The organism is Bacillus sp. EKM208B (genome assembly GCF_011800725.1).
GTDB lineage: Bacteria > Bacillota > Bacilli > Bacillales > Bacillaceae > Bacillus > Bacillus velezensis.
Map to the genome: position 1 here is coordinate 238843 of NZ_JAANHO010000002.1, position 22762 is coordinate 261604.

Annotated in this window: 22 protein-coding genes, 1 other RNA gene and 2 other annotated features; of the genes, 6 read left to right on the forward strand and 17 right to left on the reverse strand. The window is 48.3% G+C overall.

The annotated features are described in order from the left end of the window. Nucleotides 1-12 precede the first annotated feature (12 nt). From ruvX to G9F75_RS03995, 4 genes are all read right to left on the reverse strand, one after another. Entirely contained in the window at nucleotides 13-429 is a 417-nt protein-coding gene (ruvX, locus tag G9F75_RS03980; RefSeq protein ID WP_003152750.1) for a Holliday junction resolvase RuvX, read from the reverse strand. A gap of 8 nt (nucleotides 430-437) precedes the next feature. After that, a complete protein-coding gene (locus G9F75_RS03985) occupies nucleotides 438-704 on the reverse strand; it encodes an IreB family regulatory phosphoprotein (protein ID WP_003152749.1) in 267 nt (88 codons plus the stop codon). A gap of 84 nt (nucleotides 705-788) precedes the next feature. Beyond that, the gene (gene alaS, locus G9F75_RS03990; protein ID WP_021494372.1) at nucleotides 789-3425 is read right to left on the reverse strand and encodes an alanine--tRNA ligase; all 2637 of its coding nucleotides are present in this window, start codon (nucleotides 3423-3425) and stop codon (nucleotides 789-791) included. Nucleotides 3426-3505: 80 nt separating this feature from the next. Then, nucleotides 3506-3713: a binding site (T-box leader), on the reverse strand. Between the two features lie 43 nt (nucleotides 3714-3756). Continuing rightward, entirely contained in the window at nucleotides 3757-4818 is a 1062-nt protein-coding gene (locus G9F75_RS03995; RefSeq protein ID WP_021494373.1) for an AI-2E family transporter, read from the reverse strand. Between the two features lie 220 nt (nucleotides 4819-5038). Here G9F75_RS03995 and G9F75_RS04000 point away from each other — a divergent pair, with 220 nt between their 5' ends. The 4 genes from G9F75_RS04000 to G9F75_RS04015 are packed head-to-tail and all read left to right on the forward strand — an operon-like array spanning nucleotide 5039 to nucleotide 7997. Beyond that, entirely contained in the window at nucleotides 5039-5767 is a 729-nt protein-coding gene (locus G9F75_RS04000; RefSeq protein ID WP_007408209.1) for an amino acid ABC transporter ATP-binding protein, read from the forward strand. 20 nt (nucleotides 5768-5787) lie between these two features. Beyond that, complete coding sequence (locus tag G9F75_RS04005) at nucleotides 5788-6615, forward strand: transporter substrate-binding domain-containing protein (RefSeq protein WP_021494374.1); 828 nt, start codon at nucleotides 5788-5790, stop codon at nucleotides 6613-6615. Nucleotides 6616-6671: 56 nt separating this feature from the next. Further along, nucleotides 6672-7322 (forward strand): amino acid ABC transporter permease, encoded by a 651-nt coding sequence (locus G9F75_RS04010; RefSeq protein WP_100261915.1) that lies wholly within the window; start codon nucleotides 6672-6674, stop codon nucleotides 7320-7322. An 18-nt stretch (nucleotides 7323-7340) separates the two neighbouring features. Next, nucleotides 7341-7997 (forward strand): amino acid ABC transporter permease, encoded by a 657-nt coding sequence (locus tag G9F75_RS04015; RefSeq protein WP_115940669.1) that lies wholly within the window; start codon nucleotides 7341-7343, stop codon nucleotides 7995-7997. Between the two features lie 35 nt (nucleotides 7998-8032). Here G9F75_RS04015 and G9F75_RS04020 read toward each other — a convergent pair whose 3' ends face one another. From G9F75_RS04020 to cymR, 8 genes are all read right to left on the reverse strand, one after another. Continuing rightward, on the reverse strand, nucleotides 8033-8164 hold the full coding sequence (locus G9F75_RS04020) for a YrzQ family protein (RefSeq protein WP_003152741.1): 132 nt from the start codon (nucleotides 8162-8164) through the stop codon (nucleotides 8033-8035). A gap of 21 nt (nucleotides 8165-8185) precedes the next feature. Then, nucleotides 8186-8377: a hypothetical protein gene (locus G9F75_RS04025; protein ID WP_003152738.1), complete on the reverse strand. Its 192-nt coding sequence runs from the start codon at nucleotides 8375-8377 to the stop codon at nucleotides 8186-8188. Nucleotides 8378-8389: 12 nt separating this feature from the next. After that, a complete protein-coding gene (locus tag G9F75_RS04030; RefSeq protein WP_095061069.1) occupies nucleotides 8390-8848 on the reverse strand; it encodes a PRC-barrel domain-containing protein in 459 nt (152 codons plus the stop codon). Between the two features lie 118 nt (nucleotides 8849-8966). Next, entirely contained in the window at nucleotides 8967-11345 is a 2379-nt protein-coding gene (gene recD2 / locus G9F75_RS04035; RefSeq protein ID WP_017418224.1) for an SF1B family DNA helicase RecD2, read from the reverse strand. An 18-nt stretch (nucleotides 11346-11363) separates the two neighbouring features. Continuing rightward, nucleotides 11364-11984, reverse strand: coding sequence for a tetratricopeptide repeat protein (locus tag G9F75_RS04040; RefSeq protein ID WP_088461189.1), 621 nt, complete (start codon nucleotides 11982-11984; stop codon nucleotides 11364-11366). An 87-nt stretch (nucleotides 11985-12071) separates the two neighbouring features. After that, on the reverse strand, nucleotides 12072-13187 hold the full coding sequence (mnmA, locus tag G9F75_RS04045) for a tRNA 2-thiouridine(34) synthase MnmA (protein WP_012118077.1): 1116 nt from the start codon (nucleotides 13185-13187) through the stop codon (nucleotides 12072-12074). 36 nt (nucleotides 13188-13223) lie between these two features. Further along, a complete protein-coding gene (locus tag G9F75_RS04050; protein ID WP_007612815.1) occupies nucleotides 13224-14363 on the reverse strand; it encodes a cysteine desulfurase family protein in 1140 nt (379 codons plus the stop codon). 18 nt (nucleotides 14364-14381) lie between these two features. Next, nucleotides 14382-14798 (reverse strand): cysteine metabolism transcriptional regulator CymR, encoded by a 417-nt coding sequence (cymR, locus tag G9F75_RS04055; protein ID WP_003152730.1) that lies wholly within the window; start codon nucleotides 14796-14798, stop codon nucleotides 14382-14384. 194 nt (nucleotides 14799-14992) lie between these two features. Between cymR and G9F75_RS04060 the strand changes: the two genes are divergently transcribed. Continuing rightward, entirely contained in the window at nucleotides 14993-16261 is a 1269-nt protein-coding gene (locus tag G9F75_RS04060) for a replication-associated recombination protein A (RefSeq protein WP_167408933.1), read from the forward strand. A gap of 114 nt (nucleotides 16262-16375) precedes the next feature. Here G9F75_RS04060 and G9F75_RS04065 read toward each other — a convergent pair whose 3' ends face one another. The 5 genes from G9F75_RS04065 to G9F75_RS04085 all read right to left on the reverse strand — a co-directional run bounded on the left by G9F75_RS04065 (nucleotide 16376) and on the right by G9F75_RS04085 (nucleotide 21060). Further along, nucleotides 16376-17140, reverse strand: coding sequence for a tRNA threonylcarbamoyladenosine dehydratase (locus G9F75_RS04065; protein WP_025285046.1), 765 nt, complete (start codon nucleotides 17138-17140; stop codon nucleotides 16376-16378). A 71-nt stretch (nucleotides 17141-17211) separates the two neighbouring features. Then, nucleotides 17212-17403, reverse strand: a non-coding RNA gene (gene ssrS, locus G9F75_RS04070) — 6S RNA. A 62-nt stretch (nucleotides 17404-17465) separates the two neighbouring features. Continuing rightward, nucleotides 17466-19244, reverse strand: a complete 1779-nt coding sequence (gene aspS, locus G9F75_RS04075; RefSeq protein WP_007408199.1) for an aspartate--tRNA ligase — start codon at nucleotides 19242-19244, stop codon at nucleotides 17466-17468. Nucleotides 19245-19261: 17 nt separating this feature from the next. Continuing rightward, nucleotides 19262-20533, reverse strand: a complete 1272-nt coding sequence (hisS, locus tag G9F75_RS04080) for a histidine--tRNA ligase (RefSeq protein WP_021494380.1) — start codon at nucleotides 20531-20533, stop codon at nucleotides 19262-19264. Nucleotides 20534-20596: 63 nt separating this feature from the next. After that, nucleotides 20597-20829, reverse strand: a binding site (T-box leader). Nucleotides 20830-20889: 60 nt separating this feature from the next. Next, nucleotides 20890-21060: a YrzK family protein gene (locus G9F75_RS04085; protein WP_003152722.1), complete on the reverse strand. Its 171-nt coding sequence runs from the start codon at nucleotides 21058-21060 to the stop codon at nucleotides 20890-20892. Between the two features lie 130 nt (nucleotides 21061-21190). Here G9F75_RS04085 and G9F75_RS04090 point away from each other — a divergent pair, with 130 nt between their 5' ends. After that, on the forward strand, nucleotides 21191-22753 hold the full coding sequence (locus tag G9F75_RS04090) for an N-acetylmuramoyl-L-alanine amidase family protein (RefSeq protein WP_089072454.1): 1563 nt from the start codon (nucleotides 21191-21193) through the stop codon (nucleotides 22751-22753). Nucleotides 22754-22762: the final 9 nt, after the last annotated feature.

Below are 22762 nucleotides of genomic sequence, written 5' to 3' on the forward strand. Positions count from 1 at the left end.
TTCTTTCACCTCTTAGTTTAAACTGTCCAGATATCCTTGAAGGATCATGACAGCCGCCATTTTATCAATGACTTTTTTTCGTTTTTGCCTGCTGACGTCAGCCGCGATCAGCATTTTTTCAGCCGCCATCGTCGTCAGACGCTCGTCCCACAGCACAACAGGGACATTGTACGCTGTTTCAAGCAGTTTCGCAAATGTTTGGCTGGCTTCGCCTCTCGGACCGATCGTCCCGTTCATGTTTTTCGGAAAACCGAGCACGATCTTCTCTACATTATAGTCTTTCATCAGCTCGGATAAACGGTCCAGACCGTAATCTCCTTCAGCCTCGTTTATTTTTATCGTCTCAATGCCTTGAGCGGTCCAGCCCATTTCATCGCTTAAAGCTACGCCGAGTGTTTTCGTTCCAAGATCAAGTCCCAATATTCTCATGAATGTATTTACGCCTCTTTATGCTGTTCTAGATAGGATTTTACCAATTCCTCGATTAATTCGTCACGTTCCAGTTTGCGAATTAAGTTCCGGGCGTCGCGATGCCTAGGAATGTATGCAGGATCTCCAGACAGCAAGTATCCGACAATCTGGTTGATAGGATTGTACCCCTTTTCCTGAAGCGCATCATATACCGTAATCAGCACTTCTTCGACGTTTGTTTCAGCAGAATCATCGGAGAAATTAAATTTCATCGTTTTATCAAACGAGCTCACCGTTTTGCACCTCTTTCCCAAATTCGCAGGCAAAGTTCAGCCTGAGGTCCTCATCTTATCATCATTCTACACTAGTTGAAAGGATTATAAAACGGATTTTATCCAATCTTCCGCAGATGCGAGCGCCTCTTCCAATTTTTCAGGCTGCTTTCCGCCGGCCTGCGCCATGTCCGGACGGCCTCCGCCTCCGCCTCCGCAGACTTCAGCCGCTTGTTTGACCATTTTGCCGGCATGAAGGCCTTTTTCGATCAGGTCTTTCGTCACGCCTGCTGAAAGGTTGACTTTCTCATTTTGCACGGCGCCGAGAATGATGACCGCAGAACCGAGCTTCGCTTTCAGATCATCCACCATAGTGCGAAGGTGGTTCATGTCTTTCGCATTTACTTTTTCAGCCAGCACTTTTACGCCGCCGATGTCTTTTACTTTAGACAGAATGGCTCCGGCTTCCACATTGCCGAGTTTGCTGAGCAATGATTCATTTTCTCTTTGCGCTTCCTTCAGCTCCGCTTGAAGAGACTGAATTCGCTTCGGTACGTCTTTTACGTTTGATTTCAGCTCGTCCGCAGCGTGCTGCAGAAGGCTGAGCTGGCTGTTCATTTCCTGATAAGCGCCTTTTCCTGTTACGGCTTCGATTCTTCGCGTCCCTGCACCGATCCCTGATTCGGATACGATTTTAAACAGACCGATTTCAGCCGTATTCGTGACATGGCATCCGCCGCAAAGCTCAAGGCTGTAATCTCCGACTTGTACGACGCGGACGATATCGCCGTATTTCTCGCCGAACAGGGCCATCGCGCCCATTTCTTTTGCTTCATTGATCGGTTTCAAATCAATCGCTACCGGAATGCTCTCCCAGATTTTTTCGTTGACGATTCCTTCAATGCGTTCAAGTTCTTCTTTCGTCACTTGACCGAAATGAGAGAAGTCAAAACGCAGACGGTTTTCGGTAACGAGTGAACCCGCTTGGTTGACATGTGTGCCGAGAACGTCTTTCAGCGCCTGGTGCAGAAGGTGGGTAGCCGTATGGTTTTTCACCACGCCGCTTCTCATTTGATCTTCCACTTCAGCCGTCACGCTTGCGCCTTTTTGAATCGTGCCGCTATCCACCGTGCCTTCGTGTACATGCTGACCGTTCGGAGCTTTTTTCACGTCTTTAATGGTTACGACAGCCTGCTCGCTTCTCAGCACTCCTCTGTCACCGATCTGTCCGCCGCTTTCAGCGTAGAAAGGCGTTTTGTCAAGAAGGATTTGGACGGTATCCCCTTCATGCGCCTCACTGATTAATTGCCCGTCATGAAGAAGCTCGATCACCTTCGTTTCAGCTTTTACGGCACTGTAGCCGACAAATGTGCTTTCTGCGGTAATGTCGCGCAATGCGCCGCCCTGCACCTGCATGCTTCCTACATCTTGGCGCGCATTTCTCGCCCGTTCACGCTGTTTTTCCATTTCGGCTTCAAAGCCTTTATGGTCAACTTTCATTTGCTCATCTTCCGCGTATTCCTCCGTTAATTCAACCGGGAATCCGTACGTATCGTACAGTTTGAATACGTCTTTTCCGGAGATGATGCCGCTGCCTTTTTCCTTCTCTTTCTTTATCACGTCGGATAAAATGGCCAGGCCTTCGTTTAATGTTTCGTGGAAGCGCTCTTCCTCCGTTTTGATGACTTTGGCGATAAACTCTTGCTTTTCTTTCACCTCCGGATAGAAAGCGTCCATAATTCCTGCAACAGTCGGTACCAGCTCATACATAAACGGACGGCTGATACCGATGGTTTTCGCGTATCGCACTGCCCGGCGCAAGAGGCGTCTCAGTACATACCCGCGCCCTTCATTTGAGGGCAGAGCTCCGTCGCTTACCGCAAATGCGACCGTTCTGATATGATCGGCAATCACTTTAAAAGCCGTATCCTTCGCTGCGTCCTTTCCGTAAACATCTCCGGAAATGCGCTCTGTCGCTTCAATAATCGGCATAAACAAATCAGTGTCAAAGTTTGTCGGGACATCCTGAATCACGGAGACCATCCGTTCAAGCCCCATGCCCGTATCAATGTTTTTCTTCGGAAGCGGTGTGTACGTGCCGTCCGGATTGTGGTTGAACTCTGAGAATACCAGGTTCCATACTTCAAGATAGCGGTCATTTTCGCCGCCCGGATACAATTCAGAATCTGACGGGTCATTGCCGTATTTCTCGCCGCGGTCATAGAAAATTTCCGTATTCGGTCCGCTCGGGCCCTCGCCGATATCCCAGAAGTTCCCTTCCAGACGGATGATTCTTTCTTCCGGAACGCCGATTTTTTCCGCCCATAGCGTATAAGCTTCTTCATCCTCAGGGTGAACCGTTACAGACAGCAGCTCCGGATCAAAGCCGATCCACTTTTCACTCGTTAAAAACTCCCATGCCCACGTGATGGCTTCTTCTTTAAAATAATCACCGATGGAAAAGTTTCCGAGCATCTCAAAGAACGTGTGGTGGCGCGCCGTTTTCCCCACATTTTCAATATCATTTGTACGGATTGATTTTTGCGCGTTTACAATTCTCGGATTCTCCGGCACAACGCGGCCGTCAAAGTATTTTTTCAGCGTCGCAACGCCGCTGTTGATCCACAGTAAAGACGGATCTTCATGCGGAACCAATGAGGCGCTCGGTTCAACGGCATGGCCTTTTTCTTTAAAGAAATCTAAAAACATTTGACGCACTTCAGCAGAAGTTAAGTGTTTCATCTATATTCCTCCTTATCACTACCCGAAATTCTCTTTTGCGACAGCAAAAAAGCTCTCTCCCTATGCAAACCATGCGTTCACACAGGGACGAGAGCTGTCTCGCGGTACCACCCTGATTACAGGCCGAAAAAGGCCTGTCACCTTTCATCCCGTAACGCAGGACTGCGGCAGCCTTTAACTGCACTCAGGATTAGCTTCGGCCGATCTTCTGCTGAAGCTCCTTTCAGCGTATCGGAGCTTCTCTCTTAAACAGGGCTTCGGCGTACTCATATCCGTCACTCGAGATTCGTATGTATTCTACTCGAAATTATAGACAAGCAGAACCCGAATGTCAATGTTCCGTCCTGATCCGCAAAAAGTGAATGGCCGTCACTTTTAAAACGGCTGCCGCCGGAACAGCAAGAATCATGCCGGGAATGCCCGCGAGCTCTCCTCCGGCAAGGAGCGCCAGCATGATCACGACGGGGTGCATTCTGAGACTGCGCCCGACAATAAGCGGGCTCAAAATGTTTCCTTCTATAAATTGCAGAATAAAAATCGTGACGATTACGATGATCACAGCTTTAGCAGAAATCGCCAGCGAAAGGAGCAGCGCCGGTACAGCGCCGATAAACGGACCGAAATACGGGATGACATTCGTAATCCCGATGGCAAGGCCCAAAATCAGCGGGTAAGGAAGCCCGAACAGCCAAAATGAAACGCCGGCTATTAACCCGAGCAAAAAACAAACGAGAAGCTGACCGCGGATGTAATCACCGAGAGAGTCGTCCACATCCCGCAGAAATTCACTCCCCCTTTTTCTCCAGGACTTCGGCGTCAAATACCAGACTGTCTTTTTCATGACGTCTATATCCTTCACCATATAGAACACGAGAAAAGGAATCGTCGCCGCGATCAGGATATAATCAAGCACGAAACGGATGCTTCTGATCGTGCTTTCAATCGTGCCGGCAAGAAACGTTTCTGTCTGCTGAATCATTTTGTCCATCCGATGGTGCATGCCGTCAGGCCAATGATCCGTGTGATTATGCAGATGCGTCAGCATGCTGTTGTAGTTTTTGGCAAGACCGGGAATGCTCTCAGACAGATCCTGCAGCTGTTCAATTAAAACAGGAACCCCTTTATAAACCCCCCAGCCGATTCCGCCGAAAAACAGGCAATAAATCAGAAGCAGGCTTAAAGTTCTAGGCATCCCTTTTCTATGAAGCCATTCAGTAATCGGAAGTAAAAGATAAGCAATAAATACTGCGATGAATATAGGAATAAAGAGAGATTTTATAACAAGCCAAATGGGAGACCATAACATATCGAGCATGCAAAAGACATACACTGTTAACAAAACGAGCAGACATACAGCCGTCCACATTAAGAGCTGCAGCGGTTTTTGAAGCATGACGTTTCACCCCTTGCTTTATCTTTTGACAGAAAGCCGGAATTATTCCCGTTTCATAAACTCCGCCTTATGACGCAGACCTCTTGACGGAAATAATTATCAGAAATTACGAAATAATCTAAATAATATTCATAAAAATCTGTATAACCATCGTAATGTGTTAAAGGATTTCAAAAACTGTCCAGTCAATATGACTCATGTTTTTTTAAGGAGGATGGCCATGATTTCATTTCAGGATGTAAATAAGCACTACGGACATTTCCACGTGCTGAAAAACATTAATCTGCACATTAAAAAAGGGGAAGTCGTCGTTATCATCGGACCTTCAGGATCGGGAAAAAGCACGCTTCTCCGCTGCATTAATCAGCTGGAAACAGTTGATGGAGGCGCCTTAACGGTAAACGGCGTCTCCATCCATGACAAGAAAACGGATATAAATAAGGTCCGCCGCAATATCGGCATGGTGTTTCAGCATTTTCATCTGTACCCGCACAAAACCGTTCTGCAAAACATTATGCTCGCACCGATCAAAGTGCTTAAGCAATCAAAAGAAGAAGCAAAAGAAACGGCCTTATACTATTTGAAAAAAGTCGGTATACCGGAAAAAGCGGACGCTTATCCTTCACAGCTTTCGGGCGGCCAGCAGCAGCGTGTCGCCATCGCCAGGGGGCTTGCGATGAAGCCCGAAATTATGCTGTTTGATGAACCCACATCCGCGCTTGATCCGGAAATGATCGGGGAAGTGCTGGATGTCATGAAAACACTCGCAAAGGAAGGCATGACCATGGCAGTCGTCACACATGAAATGGGATTCGCAAAAGAAGTGGCGGACCGCATCGTGTTTATCGACGGCGGAGCCATCTTAGAAGAAGCTGCACCGGCTGAATTTTACGAAAGCCCCCGTGAAGAGAGGGCGCGTTTATTCTTAAGCCGTATTTTAAATCACTGAAAAGAAACGGAGGAGCGCTTATGTCACGCGTAACAAAATGGTTGTCATTCGGATTGATATCACTGCTGGCCGTCTTTATGCTGGCAGCCTGCGGAGGGAAAGATACGTCCGGGGATTCAAAGGGAACGGGAAAAGACACGTTAGCCTCTATTAAAGACAGAGACAAAATCATCTTCGGCGTCAAAACCGACACGAGGTTATTCGGACTGAAAAACCCAAGCTCCGGTGATATTGAAGGCTTCGATATTGATATCTCAAAACAGCTCGCAAAAGATATTCTGGGGGATGAGAAGAAAGCGGAATTTAAAGAAGTAACGTCAAAAACGAGAATTCCGATGCTGCAAAACGGCGATATCGACGCCATCACCGCCACGATGACGATAACGGATGAGCGGAAAAAAGAAGTTGATTTCTCAGATGTTTATTTTGAAGCCGGGCAATCCCTGCTCGTCAAAAAAGGAAGCAGCATCAAAAGCACCGAAGACCTGGGAAAAGGCTCAAAAGTATTGGCGGTAAAAGGCTCTACTTCCTCACAAAACATCAGAGAAAAAGCGCCTGACGCCTCAGTGCTGGAATTTGAAAATTACGCCGAAGCGTTCACCGCGCTAAAAGCGGGACAGGGAGATGCGCTCACAACCGATAATGCGATTTTATACGGCATGGCAGATGAAAATAAACAATATCAGCTGACAGGCGAAACCTTCACCGATGAACCTTACGGAATCGCCGTCAAAAAAGGCCAATCCGGACTCATCAAGGAAATCAACGCCTCTTTGAAAAAAATGAAAGCCGACGGCAGGTACGAAAAAATCTATAAAAAATGGATTAAAGAAGAACCGGCAAAATAGAAAGGACCGCGGGATGAGCAGGCATGCTCATCCCCGTTTTATAAGGAGTGACATAGATGAACTTTTCAATTTTAACGGAAAACTTCGATATGTATATGGACGGTTTCCTGCACACATTGCTTGCGAGCTTCATCGCGCTGGCAGGCAGCTTTGCGCTGGGCGTTCTGATCGCAGTCATGAGAATCACGGCTTTCAAACCCCTTCAATGGATCGGCACTGCGTATGTGGAATTTATCCGCAACATCCCGCTTCTCCTCATCACATTCGTTTTTTATTTCGGACTTCCGAACGCCGGGCTGAGATTGGACGGCTTTCAGGCGGGAACGATTGCGCTGACGATTTACACGTCGGCCTTTATCGCAGAAGCTATCAGAGCCGGAATTCTGACTGTCTCCAAAGGGCAGATGGAAGCGGCCAGATCGTCAGGCTTCACCTGCAGTCAGGCGATGAGATACGTCATTCTTCCTCAGGCCGTAAAAATCGTGATTCCCCCGCTCGGAAACCAATTTCTCAACCTTGTCAAAAACTCATCAATACTCGGAGTGGTGGCGGGACTCGATTTGATGTATCAGGCGGATCTCGTTTCCTCAAGCACTCTTGTCGTGTTTGATGTCTATATTTTCGTCGCGCTTTTTTATTTGATAGTAACGATCCCGCTCAGCATCGGGGTTCACTATTTGGAAAGACGTCTCGGAAAGAGTTATTAGAGAAGGAGAGTGAAAAACATGGATTTTAGCGGCGCCTATACACCTGACCATCTGCAGTTTTTATGGGACGGCTTTTTGGTCACACTTTATGTTGCGCTGATCTCCATTGTCCTGAGTTTTATTTTCGGGCTTGCCGCCGGCACTTTGCGCTATGCGAAAATTCCTATCGTCTCGGGCATTATAGCGGCCATTGTGGAAACCATCCGCAACCTGCCGCTGTTATTAATCATTTTCTTTACGTTTTTTGCCCTTCCGGAAATCGGGATCAAACTGGAAATTACCGCGGCCGCCATCACGGCGCTGACGATTTTTGAATCGGCCATGCTGTCAGAAATCATCAGAAGCGGTTTGCAATCCGTTGACAAAGGACAGATTGAAGCGGCGCGTTCTTCAGGACTGACGTACACGCAGACTCTTTTTCTCGTCGTCATGCCGCAGGCGCTCAGGCGTATGGTTCCTCCGATTGTGAGCCAGTTTATTTCTTTATTAAAGGATACGTCACTTGCGGTCGTCATCGCTCTGCCCGAACTGATTCATAACGCGCAGATTTTAAACGGACAAAGCGCTGACGGAGGGTATTTTTTCCCGATCTTTCTGCTGGCGGCCCTGATGTATTTCGCGGTCAATTACAGCCTGTCTCTCGCAGCCAGACGGCTGGAAGCGAGACAAACGTAAAAAGGATACTTCCGGAGAAGTATCCTTTTTTCTGCTTAAAACATTTTCATGACTCGTCTTCTCATCCGTTTCATACCTTTTTTATTCAGCATATCGGACTGAGAAGCCATACGATACATAACGGCTCCAGCTCCTAAAGCCAACAGAGAGGTCATTGTTCTGCCCATCGCGCGTATCTCCTTTCAACTTTAAAAATTGATACTGCGTTCGTCTTCAGAAAACAAATCATCAAGACTGCTTAACGTGCCGTCTTCCTCTACTTGATGTGTCGCAATTTTGCCTTTGGCCACCGTCAGCTCAATGAAGCAGCCCCAGCAATAGTATTGGTTTACGCCGATTTTGCCGATATCTTTACTTTTGCAGTTCGGACATACAAGCACAGACTACACCTCTTATCCGTTCAGGACGATGCCTTCTTTCCCCGCTTCAATAAGCGTATCGGCGGCGCGGCGCACTTGGCGTCTGCCAGCCAGATCTGAAAAGAAGCCGTCCGAGAGTTCATATGCTACGATTATGCCCCTGTCCAAACAAAAGTATACATCTTCCAGCAAACCGAGCATTTCACCATCAGGCGATTTCACCGGCTGCATCTTAATCTGTTCAAAAGTGAAACAGCTCTTCGGCAAAGGCTGCAAATGAGCATGACCGGCAGCTACGGCTTCTTGATCCATCTCTTTTATATCACTTGCCTCTAAAAAAAGATGGCGGTTGTGAAACAGGCGTTTCTGCTCCAGCACGAAACCGAGAAGCCGGCCGTCCAGAGAGAAACAAACATCCGATATCATCCCGAGACTGCGCCCGGAGTTTTCGTCATATACTGTTCGTCCTTCAGCTGCATGGCATGTTCTCAAAGTGTGATCAACCACCTTTTGTTGAACACGTATAGGTTTTGCCAAGAAGCCGGGCAGCATACTTTGAAATGACTTCCACAGGCGAAAACCCGGCGCATGTTTATGCTCCGGGTTTTATTTACGCTTTTTCTTCCATAAAGTCAAACGGCGTGATGCCTTCCATTCCGATGTTCGCATCATATACACTGAACGGCAGCTCTTTTTGCAGGGCGGCCAGTTCTGCATCCATCTCTTCAGTCTGCTCTGTGAGCCTGTTTTTAAGCGACGTCTGTCTGACGGTGGCATCATTGTTTTTGACGCCCCATTCAAGCGCTTCTTCTTCTCCGCAAAGAATCAGAAATTTTTTCGCCCTTGTTATGGCGGTATAAAGCAGATTTCTCCTGAGCATTCGATAGTAGCCTTTGACGACAGGCAGGACGACAATCGGGAATTCGCTTCCCTGCGACTTATGAATGGAACAGCAGTAAGCATGGGTAAACTGGCTGAAATCCTTTTTCGTAAAGGTGATTTCGTTGCCGTCAAACGAGACGACGACCATGTCTTCTTTTTCCGTATTTTCTTTGGCATAAAAAATGGACACGATTTCGCCGATATCGCCGTTAAACACATTGTTTTCCGGCTGGTTGACAAGCTGTAATATTTTATCGCCCGTCCTGTAGACGACATCACCGAATTTCAGCTCCCGCCTTTTTTCTTTCGGCGGATTCATGATGTCTTGAAGAAGCATATTCAGCTCGTTAATTCCCGCTTTTCCCCTGTACATCGGGGCGAGCACTTGAATATCCCTGGAGGTATACCCCTTTTTTAACGCGTTCGAGACGACCTGATCCACGACTTCTTTAATCTGTGAAGAATTACAGCGGATAAATGAGCGGTCCTTTGTCGGCGCGGTCAGCCCCTTTGGAAGCAGTCCTTTTTTCATATCATGCGCAAGTTCCACAATGGATGATCCTTCAGCCTGACGGTAAATATCTGTCAGACGCACGGTCGGCAGCACCTCAGAAGCCAAAAGGTCTCTGAGCACCTGCCCCGGTCCTACTGAAGGAAGCTGGTCTTCATCACCGACGACAATGAGCTGAATGTGCTTAGGAAGCGCCTTAAACAAATGGCTGGCGAGCCAGATATCGAGCATACTCGCTTCGTCTATAATGATCAGTTTCCCTTCAATCGGCTGATCTTCATTGTAGGTAAAGCCTTCAGCGCCATTCCAGCCGAGCAGCCTGTGAATCGTAACAGCCGGCAGCCCCGTAGATTCGCTCATCCGTTTTGCGGCTCTTCCCGTCGGCGCGGCAAGCAGCACCGGGAACGTCTCGTCTTTTTTATAATCACCGGGGTCAAGCGATACTCCGTGCAGTTCACTGTATAATTCCACGATTCCTTTAATAACGGTCGTTTTCCCCGTCCCGGGTCCTCCGGTCAATAAAAGCATCGGTGAAGACAGCGCTTTTTGAATGGCATCCTTTTGGCTTGGTGCGTATTGAACATTCATCCGTTCTTCCAGTTCACCGAGTGCAAGCAGAAATTCCGATTCAGGAAATTGATCGGCATACTCCGTCTGAGCCGCAATGTCGAGCACGCGTTTTGCGACATTTTGTTCGGCGTAAAACAAGGACGGAAAATAGCAGCGCTCTCCTTCAATGACGATATCCTTACTCTCCCCGAGGGCGATGATGCCGTCAGCCGCATCCATCTCCGTAACGCGGCCGCCTTCAGCTGACTGATTCAGGAGCGTTTGCGTATTGATAATCAGCTGCTTTGTCTCTATGTACGTATGGCCTTCTGAAAGACAGGTCGATTCAATCGTATATAAGATTGCCGCTTTGATCCGCTCCGGGTGGTTTCCTGACAGACCCATTTTTCCGCCCAGCTCGTCAGCTTTCACAAAGCCGATGCCTTCAACGTCTTTTACAAGCTGATAAGGATTTTCCTGAATTTTCTCCAGGGTTTCCGTTTCGTAGGCCTGATATATTTTCATTGATAGCTGGGGCCCGAAACCGTATTGGTTCAGAGAGATCATAATCTGCTCAAGCCCCTGATGCCGCTGCAGCTCTCCGGCAAGTTTATCCGCTTTCTTTTTCGACATTTTCGGCACATCGTAAAGCACCGACGCATCCGTCAGAATTTTATTGAGCGCGCCGTCTCCGAGCTTTTTGACGATTTCTTCCGCCGTTTTTTTTCCGATTCCTTCAAACAGATCACTTGATAAATAGTGAATGATCCCTTCTTTTGTGGTCGGAATTTCTTTTTTAAAGTGTTCAGCCTGAAATTGCAGGCCGAACTTAGGATGCGTGGCGGTTTTTCCGTAAAATGTGTAGGTCTCATCTTCTTGCAGCAGAGGGAAGTAGCCCGTTACGGATACGACCTTGTCTTCGATCGCCTCAGACGTTTCTGCAACCTTGACTTTCAGCACTGTATACAGGTTGGTGTCATTATGATAAATGACCGTATGAATGACGCCTTTTACATACGGCTGTTCTTCGATGTTCAGCTGATCCACGAGCCTTCCCTCCTTTTGTTATGACTGGGTGATAAGCTGTTTCGCATGAAGCGCAAGCATATGATCAGGCTGTATGCCGATTGCGCCTTCGAGCATCTCAAGCGCCTTTTCACGATTTTCTTTGTACGCGTAAGCGACTCCGGCATTATAAAATGCGTCCGCGTGGCTTGGGTCCTGCTCGATCACCGTCTCAAACTGCGCCAGAGCTTCATCCAGCATTTCTTCATTTGCGAGGCACATTCCGAACTGGAAGCGTGCTTCCGTGTCATTTTCGTTTAATTCAACGGCACGCTGCAAATACGGCAGTGCAAGCTTCGGCCGCTCTAATTTAACGAGAACGGTCCCCAGCATATAAAACAAATCTCCGTTTTCCATTCCGGAGCGAAGCGCTTTTTCAAACATATCCTTCGCTTCGGAAAACGATTCTTTCATCACATATACGTTTCCCGCACCGTAATAAGCGGCTGCCGCCGAATTGTCCAATTCGAGCGCTCTGTTATAGAATGCAAGCGCCCGTTCGAGTTCGTTCACAGAAGAAAGCAGATTTGCGAAGTTGATATACGGCACCGGATCTTGGCCGTTTTCCTCAATCGCTTTCGTAAAAGCCTCTGCCGCTTTTTCAAAATCGCCCTCCTGCATGGCGTCAATCCCGATTTTATTATAATCCATTTTTAACTTCCTTTCGCTAAAAAACCCCAACATGCGAGTTGAGGTTTTTTACATGTGTTATACGTACCACAGTTTTGTTCCGTCTTTATAAACGTCATCTATCGTTCCGCCGCCGAGGCACTCTTCTCCGTCATAAAAAACGACGGCTTGTCCCGGCGTAACGGCGCGTACCTGCCCGTCAAAAATGACTTCCGCTTCATCATCACCCGTCATTTTCACCGTTACTTTGTGATCTTCCTGACGGTAGCGGAACTTCGCCGTGCATGTCATTTCGCCGCCGTCCATCAGACCGGGACGCGTCCAGCTGACATTTGTCGCCGTGATCTTATCGGAATACAGAAGCGGATTATGGAATCCTTGATCAACATACAGAATGTTTTTTTCAAGATCTTTACCGACGGCGAACCACGGCTCGCCGCTTCCGCCGATTCCAAGACCGTGGCGCTGTCCGATTGTATAATACATCAGACCGTCATGACGCCCTTTTACTTCTCCGTCCATTGTCATCATATCGCCCGGCTGAGCAGGGAGATATTGGCTGAGAAACGTTTTGAAGTTGCGTTCGCCGATAAAGCAGATTCCCGTGCTGTCTTTTTTCGCAGCTGTCGCAAGTTCCGCTTCTTTGGCGATTTCCCGCACGCGGCTTTTTTGCAGATCACCGATCGGGAACATGACTTTGCTGAGCTGTTCCTGATTGAGCTGATTCAGAAAATAAGTCTGGTCCTTGTTTTCATCCAGACCGCGGAGCATGCGCACTGTACCTGCGCTTCTGTCTACACGGGCGTAATGGCCCGTCGCAAGATAATCCGCGCCGAGTGACAGAGCATGATCCAAGAAAGCCTTAAACTTAATTTCTTTATTGCACATGACATCCGGATTGGGGGTTCTTCCGGCTTTATATTCATCAAGGAAATATTGAAATACCTTTTCCCAATATTGCTTCTCAAAGTTGACGGCATAATACGGAATTCCGATCTGGTTGCAGACCCGGATGACGTCTTCATAATCTTCCGTCGCCGTGCAAAAACCGTTTTCGTCCGTATCATCCCAGTTTTTCATAAAGATTCCGATTACATCGTAGCCCTGCTCCTTCAGCAGAAGGGCCGCCACGGAAGAGTCCACGCCGCCGGACATGCCGACTACGACTCTTGTATCCTCCGGCCGTTTTTCCATTTGCATTCACTCCATTAAAAACATAAGTCCGCCGTTTTAAGCAAGCCGTTTAACGACGGCGGCAAGCTTTTCGGCGGCTGTTTCGATTTGTTCCGCCGTATTGCCGAGGCCGAAGCTGAGGCGGATTGACGAAGTCAGCCTGCCGCTCTCACTTCCGAACATGGCCGTAAGCACATGGGACGGAAGAACGGATCCCGCTGTACAAGCAGATCCGCTGGAGACGGCAATGCCTTCCATGTCAAGATTGACCAGCAGCGCTTCCACCGGCACACCGGGAAAGTAAAGGTTTAAAATATGAGGCAGGCATTTCTCGGCATCTCCGTTCACCTCCGCTGTAACGCCGGATTTTTCCAGCGTGCTCATGATAATGTTCTTAAACTCCTTATACTTCGCTGTTTTCTCTTCCCTCTCACGGTTTGAAAGGACGACCGCTTCTTTTAAGCCGGCGATGCCCGGTACATTTTCCGTCCCCGCGCGGCGCTTTCGTTCCTGCTCTCCCCCGAGAAGAATCGGTGACAGCTTCACCTCTTGATTTACATATAAAAAGCCTGTCCCTTTAGGCCCGTTAAGCTTGTGACCGGAAACAGACAGCATGTCAATTCTGCTTTTTTTCACGTCAATCGGCATATAACCGAATGCCTGGACGGCATCTGTGTGAAAATAGGCCTGATGCCCGCTTAACAGCTCTCCGATTTCGTCAATCGGCTGAATGGTTCCGACTTCGTTATTGCCATACATGACGGTAACAAGGATTGTATCATCACGGAGCGCTTCTTTCACCTGATTTGCACTGATCCGTCCTGAAGGGCCGGGGATGAGGTATGTCACCTCAAAGCCGTCTTCTTCCAGCTTTTCGCAGGCGTGCAATACAGCATGATGCTCAACAGCGGTCGTAATGATATGCTTTCCTTCATTCTTCCGGGCGGCAGCCGTTCCGAAAATCGCTAAATTATCAGCCTCCGTGCCGCCGCTTGTGAAAATAATTTCCTGTTCTTTCGCACTGATTTCGCGCGCGATGTCCGCTCTCGCTTCATCGACCCATTTCCGGGATTCTCTCCCGAATGAATGAATGCTTGACGGGTTGCCGAAACTGCCGAAGAAATGGGGCTTCATTTCTTCGAGCACACGCTCATCCATCGGGGAAGTCGCGGCATGATCTAAATAAATCCGTTCCATTGTCTGTACACCTCTGGTTTAAATATAGAACATATAAGCTTCCTGCTCGCCGTCCGTGTAGCTCGCAAGGTCTTCTAACGTCGTGCTGTCCAGCACGTCTTTTACAGCGTCGCGGATGCGTATCCATAACTCCCGCTTGGCAGGCTCTTCATCCTCAAGCACTTCTACCGGGCTGATCGGCCCTTCCAGCACTCTGATAATGTCTCCGGCCGTTATCTCTTCAGGCTGGCCCCCGAGCACGTAACCCCCGTAAGCGCCTCTGATGCTTTTTACGAGTCCCGCGTTTCTGAGCGGTGATACAAGCTGTTCCAAGTAATGCTCAGAAAGGCTGTTTGTTTGGGCGATGCTTTTGAGCGACGTCGGACCGTCTCCGTGCTTTTTCGCCAATTCAATCATAATGGTGAGCCCGTATCTTCCCTTTGTCGATATTTTCAATATGAACACCCCAGTCAATTCTAATTGTTAATTTATACAAGTAAATGGATATGAATAATCTGTTTAGTATCTTATAGACCAACTGTTATTATAACATAACTTATCCTAATTTTCATTGAAACACGGGGCCCGCCGCAATTCGCTTTTCTAATCGTCCGTTTTCCGTTACCCTGTATATGTAAGGAGAGATGTTCATGAAACCATTGGCGTATCGGATGCGGCCTGCCAATATCGAAGACATTATCGGCCAGGAACATTTGGTCAAAGAAGATAAAATCATCGGCAGAATGGTGCGTGCAAAGCACTTATCATCCATGATCCTGTACGGACCGCCGGGCATCGGAAAAACGTCCATCGCCACAGCGATCGCAGGATCGACAAGCATCGCATTCAGGAAATTGAATGCCGTCATTCATAATAAAAAAGACATGGAGATTGTCGTACAGGAAGCGAAAATGTCAGGCCAGGTCATTTTAATCCTTGACGAAGTGCACAGGCTTGATAAGGGAAAGCAGGATTTTCTGCTGCCCTATTTAGAAAACGGCATGATTATTTTAATCGGCGCGACGACCGCCAACCCTTATCATGCCATTAACCCGGCCATCAGAAGCCGGACCCAGATATTTGAGCTCGAACCGTTAACACCCGATCTGATCAAACAGGCATTGAAAAGAGCGCTCACAGATGAACACCGGGGACTCGGTTCCTACAGCGTTTCGGTGGACGACGACGCGATGGATCATTTCGCACAAGGGTGCGGAGGAGACGTCCGCTCCGCTTTGAACGCACTGGAGCTTGCCGTGCTCTCCACAAAGGAATCAAGCGACGGCACGATCCGGATTACACGGGAAACGGCGGAAGAATGTCTGCAGAAAAAAAGCTATACCCATGATAAAAACGGCGATGCGCATTATGACGTCTTATCCGCCTTCCAAAAATCGATACGAGGCTCGGACGCAAACGCCGCCCTTCATTATCTGGCCCGTCTGATCGAAGCCGGAGACCTTGAAAGCATATCAAGAAGGCTTCTCGTGATCGCCTATGAAGATATCGGCCTCGCAAGCCCGCAGGCAGGCCCCCGGGTGCTGAGCGCGATTCAGACCGCAGAACGGATCGGCTTTCCGGAAGCGAGAATTCCGCTGGCCAATGCGGTAATCGAATTATGCCTCTCGCCAAAATCAAACTCCGCCATCTCAGCCGTTGATGAGGCGCTCAAAGACATCAGGACGGGTAAAATCGGCGATATGCCGAAACATTTAAAAGACGCCCACTATAAAGGGGCCCAAGAGCTCGGACGCGGGATCGGCTATCAATATCCTCACGATTTCGAGAACGGATGGGTCGAACAGCAATATTTGCCTGATCCGTTAAAAAACAAGCAATACTATAAACCGAAACAAACGGGGAAATTTGAAGCCGCCATAAAGCAAGTGTATGAAAAACTGATGAAGCAGAAAAAATAACCGGACAAGGACACCCTATGTGTTCTTGTCTTTTTTGATACCGGCCAAAATCTTTCGTGTAAACGGCGGATTCAAATAAAAAACAGCCTTTCCTGAAGAAGGCTGTTTTTCTTTTTATTTATCTTTAACCCGTTTAATGTCGATGTCCTTTAAGAGCTCCATGACAACATGTCCGCCCATAATCAGACCGGCCACTGACGGAACCCAGGCGTTGGAAGACGGCGGCATTTGCGCTTTACGGATTTTCGCTTCATCATTCCCGACTTCTTTTCTGACGTCTTCACGGATGACGATCGGGCTTTCATCAGAAAAAATGACCTGTACGCCTTTTTTAATGCCCTCTTTGCGAAGCCTTGTGCGGACGACTTTGGCAATCGGATCGGTATGGGTTTTTGAAATATCAGCAATCTGAAAGCGTGTCGGGTCTGTTTTATTCGCCGCTCCCATGCTTGAAATCAGCGGAACATTCCGTTTCAGACATTCTTTCATCAGATGAATTTTATAATGAATCGTATCCGACGCGTCAATGACGTAATCGAGCGGATGCTCAAAGAACTGCTCATACGTCTCTTCCGTATAAAACATTTTTAAGGCGACGACGTCACAATCCGGATTAATATCCGCGATCCGCTCTTTCATCAAGTCTGTTTTCGGCTGTCCCACCGTCGACAAGAGCGCATGCAGCTGGCGGTTTACGTTTGTAATGTCAACATCATCTTTATCGACAAGCACGATCCGCCCCACTCCGGACCTCGCCAATGCTTCGGCTGCGAATGAACCGACTCCGCCGACGCCGAGAACGGCCACCGTGCTGTTTTTTAACGTGTCCAGCCCTTCTTTTCCAATCGCTAGCTCATTTCTGGAAAACTGATGTAACAAGAACCTCACTCCACATTCTGGTTTTATAAACTCGGCTTGTCAAAAAGCCGCTGGTTTTAGCGCACAAAAAATAAAGTCCCAATTGTGCCGTTGCAGCTTTCCTTCGTTTTGAACCCGCTCTCAGCAGGTGGGTGCCCTTTTTTAAATCTTGTAAGTCCTCTTAACGAATGAAAAGAGGCATGTACGCCATTTAAAAATACGGGCTCCCAAATCAAAAAAATGTTCGGTCAAAACTAGGTGTACAACTAACACATCAGGACTTTATTTAACTTGTCAAAATCATATCACAGCAGATTTTGATTTTCAAGAAACAAACTGCTGATCTTTACTGTTTCACTTTTCTTTTGACAGAAAGGTGAAGTTCTTCAAGCTGGGCGTCGCTCACTTCGCCGGGCGCTTCCGTAAGAAGGCAGCTTGCGCTTGCCGTTTTCGGGAAAGCGATCGTATCTCTTAAGTTTGTGCGGCCTGCAAGAAGCATAACCAAACGGTCTAAGCCGAGCGCGATTCCGCCGTGCGGAGGGGCGCCGTATTCAAAGGCTTCAAGAAGGTATCCGAACTCCTCCTCCGCTTCTTCTTTTGTAAAGCCGAGAAGCCCGAACATTTTTTCCTGAACGTCTTTTTCAAAAATACGGATTGAGCCTCCGCCGAGTTCATAGCCGTTTAAGACAAGGTCGTAAGCCTGCGCTTTCATATCTTCAGGCGCCGTTTCAATCAGGTCAAGATCTTCACGGACAGGCATTGTAAACGGGTGGTGAGCCGCATAGAAACGGCCTTCTTCCTCGTCATGCTCCAGTAACGGCCAGTCCACAACCCACAGGAAGTTGAAGAGGCTTTCGTCAATCAGGCCGCGTTCTTTGCCGAGCTTTAAGCGAAGCGCGCCGAGGGATTGAGCCACAACCTCAAACTTATCAGCCCCGAACAGGAGCAGATCGCCTTCAGAAGCATCAAGCGCTTCAGCCAGTTTTGCCTGCTTCTCTTCATCAAAGAATTTCGCAATCGGGCCTTTTACGCCGTCAGCTTCAACTTTCACCCAAGCGAGACCTTTCGCGCCGTAATTTCCGGCAAAAACGCCGAGCGCATCGATATCTTTTCTGGAATAGTCGCCGGCAGCGCCTTTGACATTGATCGCTTTTACAACGCCGCCGTTTGCCACGGCTGATGAGAACACCTTAAATTCAGTATCTTTCACTATGTCTGACACGTCCGTCAGCAGCATGCCGAAGCGGGTATCTGGCTTGTCGGAACCGTAGCTGTTCATCGCTTCTTCATATGTCATTCTCGGAAGCGGAAGCGGTACTTCAACACCTTTTGTTTCAAGCATGACTTTCGCCATCATCTCTTCCGCCAGAGCCATGATGTCCTCTTGACTCATAAAGGACATTTCGATATCAATCTGCGTAAATTCCGGCTGGCGGTCGGCACGCAAGTCTTCATCGCGGAAGCAGCGGGCCACTTGATAATACCGTTCAAAGCCCGACACCATCAGAAGCTGTTTAAAAATCTGCGGCGATTGCGGAAGGGCGTAAAATTCTCCTTCATGCACCCGGCTCGGCACCAAGTAATCACGGGCGCCTTCGGGAGAGCTTTTTGTTAAAATCGGTGTTTCAATATCAAGAAATCCGTTTTCATCCAAGAAATGGCGGATGGATTTTGTGACTTGATGGCGCATTTGCAATGTTTGAAACATCGCCGGGCGGCGCAAATCCAAATAACGGTGTTTTAACCGGACGTCTTCAGAAACGTCAGCCGCCTGGTCACTGATCGGAAACGGAGGCGTTTTCGCCGTGCTGAGCACCGTCACCGCTTCAGCTTTGATTTCAATTTTACCGGTTTTCAGGTTGGGATTCACCGTGCCTTCTTCACGGGCAGAAACCGTGCCTTCGATATCAAGCACATATTCGTTTCTGATTGCTTCCGCTGCGGCAAGGGCTTCCTTCGATACGTCAGGGTTGAACACGACTTGCACAATACCCGAGCGGTCGCGCAAATCAATGAAAATCAAGCCGCCGAGATCGCGCCGTTTCTGCACCCACCCTTTCAGTTTGACGGTTTCGCCAATCGCTTTTTCAGTTATCTCGCCACAATAATATGTTCTTCCAAACATAGCGTTCCTCTCCTTCACTACTTTTGATCTGCCTTTAACACTTGTATCAGCTCGTCTAACACCACTTCACGCTGCTCTCCTGTTTCCGCATCTTTTACATTGATTTTATTTTGGGCAAGTTCATCTTCCCCTAAAATCGCAATAAAACGTGCGCCGAGACGGTCAGCCGTTTTGAATTGGCCCTTCATCTTTTTATTTTCATAATCGATTTCACTTGAGATGCCCGCTTCTCTCAGTTTGTACACGAGGGAAACGGAATAATCCTTCGCTTTTTCTCCGAGCGTCACGATGTAGCAGTCAATCCCCTGATTGACGGGAAGCTCTGTTTTCTCAGCGTCAATGGCTGCCAGCAGACGTTCGATGCTCATCGCAAATCCGATACCCGGCGCTTCAGGTCCGCCGATCTGTTCAACAAGCCCGTCATAGCGGCCCCCGCCGGCAAGGGTTGTAATCGCTCCGAATCCTTCGGCATTGCTCATAATTTCAAAAGCGGTATGGTTATAATAATCAAGCCCTCTGACAAGGTTCGGATCTATTTCGAACGGGATGCCGAGATCGTTTAAGTATTGTTTTACTTTCTCAAAATAAGCGGCTGATTCTTCATTTAAGTAATCAAGAATGGACGGAGCCGTTTTCATCAGTTCATGCTCTCTGTCTTTCTTGCAGTCAAGAATTCTGAGCGGGTTTGTGTGCAGACGCGACTGGCAGTCTGAGCAAAATTCTCCGATGCGCGGTTCAAAATGTTTGACGAGCGCTTCCCGGTAGGATTTGCGGCTCTCCTGGTCACCAAGGCTGTTCAGCACAAGCTTGACATGTTTCAAACCGGCTTTACGGTAAATACTCATCGCAAGTGCAATGACTTCTGCATCCACGGCCGGATCTTTGGAGCCGATCGCTTCAATTCCGAATTGATAGAATTGGCGGAAACGCCCCGTCTGCGGACGTTCGTAACGGAACATCGGTCCGACATAATAAAGCTTCGTCGGCTGCACCGGGTTCGCAAATAATTTATTTTCATTGAACGCGCGGACTGCGGCGGCTGTTCCTTCCGGCCGAAGCGTCAGGCTTCTCCCTTTACGGTCTTCAAACGTGTACATTTCTTTCTGCACGATATCTGTAGACTCACCGACGCCTCTTGCGAACAATTCCGTATGCTCGAAAATCGGTGTGCGGATTTCTTTATATTGATAAGTGCGGCACGTCTCCCTCATAATTTGTTCGACGAACTGCCATCTGTCTGATTCACCCGGCAGTATGTCCTGTGTGCCTCTTGGAATGTGATATGCCATGTTACAGGCCTCCTTAATGTCTTTCTTCAAATAAAAAAACTCCCGCTCCTACTATACATGTATAGTAGGGACGAGAGTTATACCCGTGGTGCCACCCTAGTTGGAATGCCGAAGCATCCCCGCTCTGACCTTTAACGCAGGTTCACGTCCGCTGCCTAATGACTTGCAAAAGCGTTCAGCAGGGAACCTCCGGAGTGTTGTTTCGAGAAAGATGCAGTGCGGATCCGCTTTCAGCCCGGGACGGTTCCTCTCTTCTCCATGCATTCTGACCTACTCTTCTCCATTATCGGTTCAAAATCGTTATCATGACTTATGTACATCAATTTCTATTATAATAATGGGATTGCACTCCCCTGTCAAGTTTTATTCCGTCTGTTTTTCCTTGCGACCGCTTCTTTCGATAAGAGACCGAACTCCGTCGCCGTCTCTTCAAGAAAACCCGCCTTTTCTCTATCGCTCTGATCACTGAAGTGCAGATTTCCTTCCGCATCGTGCAGCGCGCGTCCCATTTTTGGTTGATATTTCATGATTTGCACACCTTTTCGCTGTATTTATGACTAGTATAAACAAACCATTTTATTTTTATTTAACATTCAGCAAGGAAAATACGATATTATACAAGAATGTATTTTAGTTAGTTCAGAAAGGAGGACAGCCATGAAGAAGAGAACTCTTGCTCTTATTTTATGCGGCGTCATCATCACAGCGCTTCTTCCGTCATTCCACACCGCAATCGCCGCAGAGGGAGAAGCGGTCATCGCGACAGACAAGATCAATGTCAGAGGCGGTCCCGGCCTGAGCTATGGAATTAAGGCTGAAGTAAAAAAAGGGGAAAGATACCCGATCGCTAAAGAAGAGGGAGACTGGGTGCAGCTTCAGCTGAGCCCCGGTAAAACCGGATGGGTCGTTTCCTGGCTGATATCAAAAACAGCCGGGGGAGCAGACAATTCATCCGCAACAAGCGGAACAGTCACTTCCACCGATCCTGACCTCCGCATCAGAAAAGGCCCGGGAACATCATATGAAGTCATCGGCAAACTTCCGCAAGGCGCACATGCATCTGTGCTGGACAAGAACAGCGGATGGGTGAACATTTCTTATCAAGGCACAACCGGATGGGTTTCTTCCGAATACGTCACCGCGGACAGCGGCGGATCGGATACGAAAGCAACTTCGGCCCGAAGCGGGTCAAAAAGCGGAACGGTCGGCGTTTCTTCATTGAATGTCAGAAGTGCAGCATCACATGATTCAGCGATTATGACTAAATTATCACGCGGAACAAAGGTTTCCATCTTAAGTGAAGACCACGGCTGGCTGAAAATTGAAGCAAACGGGCAAAAAGGCTGGGCAGCAAGCCACTACATCATAAAGGATTCTGACTCATCGGACAGCGCATCCGGCTCGGGAGACGGTTCTGCGGGCTCAGGCTCCTCGAAAAAAGCGTATATTGTTTACGGCGGCACCAACTTAAGGAGCTCGGCCTCGACTTCCGCTTCTATCGTAAAAAGAGCAGATAAAGGCGCAGCCTACCCGATTGTCGGCTCAAGCGGCAAATGGTATGAAGTCCGGCTTGAAAACGGACAAACCGCATATGTGGCAAACTGGGTCGTACAAACGTCAAAAAGCGGTGAGGAAACAGGCGAAGCACCTTCTCCCAACACGTCAGGCGGCAGCGGCTCACTTAAAAACAAAACGATCGTCGTTGATCCCGGACACGGAGGAAAAGACAGCGGAACGATCGGCTACTCCGGAAAGTTTGAAAAAAACGTAACGATTAAAACCGCTAAGCTGCTGGCCCAAAAATTGCGGGCATCCGGTGCAAACGTGTATATCACCAGACAGGATGATACTTTTATCAGCCTGCAGGCCAGGGTTTCAACCTCTCATTACCGGAATGCGGATGCCTTTATCAGCATTCACTATGACAGCTATGCCGATACGTCAACACGGGGAAGCACGGCTTATTATTACAGTCCGTCTAAGGATCGCCAGCTTGCCTCAGACGTCCATTCTGAAGTAGTGAAGCGTTCCCCTATCCCGGATCGCGGCGTTCTGTTTGGCGATTATTACGTCCTGAGGGAAAATAAACGGCCTGCCATGCTGTATGAGCTCGGCTATCTCAGTCAACCGCAAGAAGAAACAATCATACATAGCGGCTCTTATCAGGAAAAAGTGACAGACGGAATTGAAAGCGGATTGGAACATTATTTTCAATCATAAAAAAAGCTG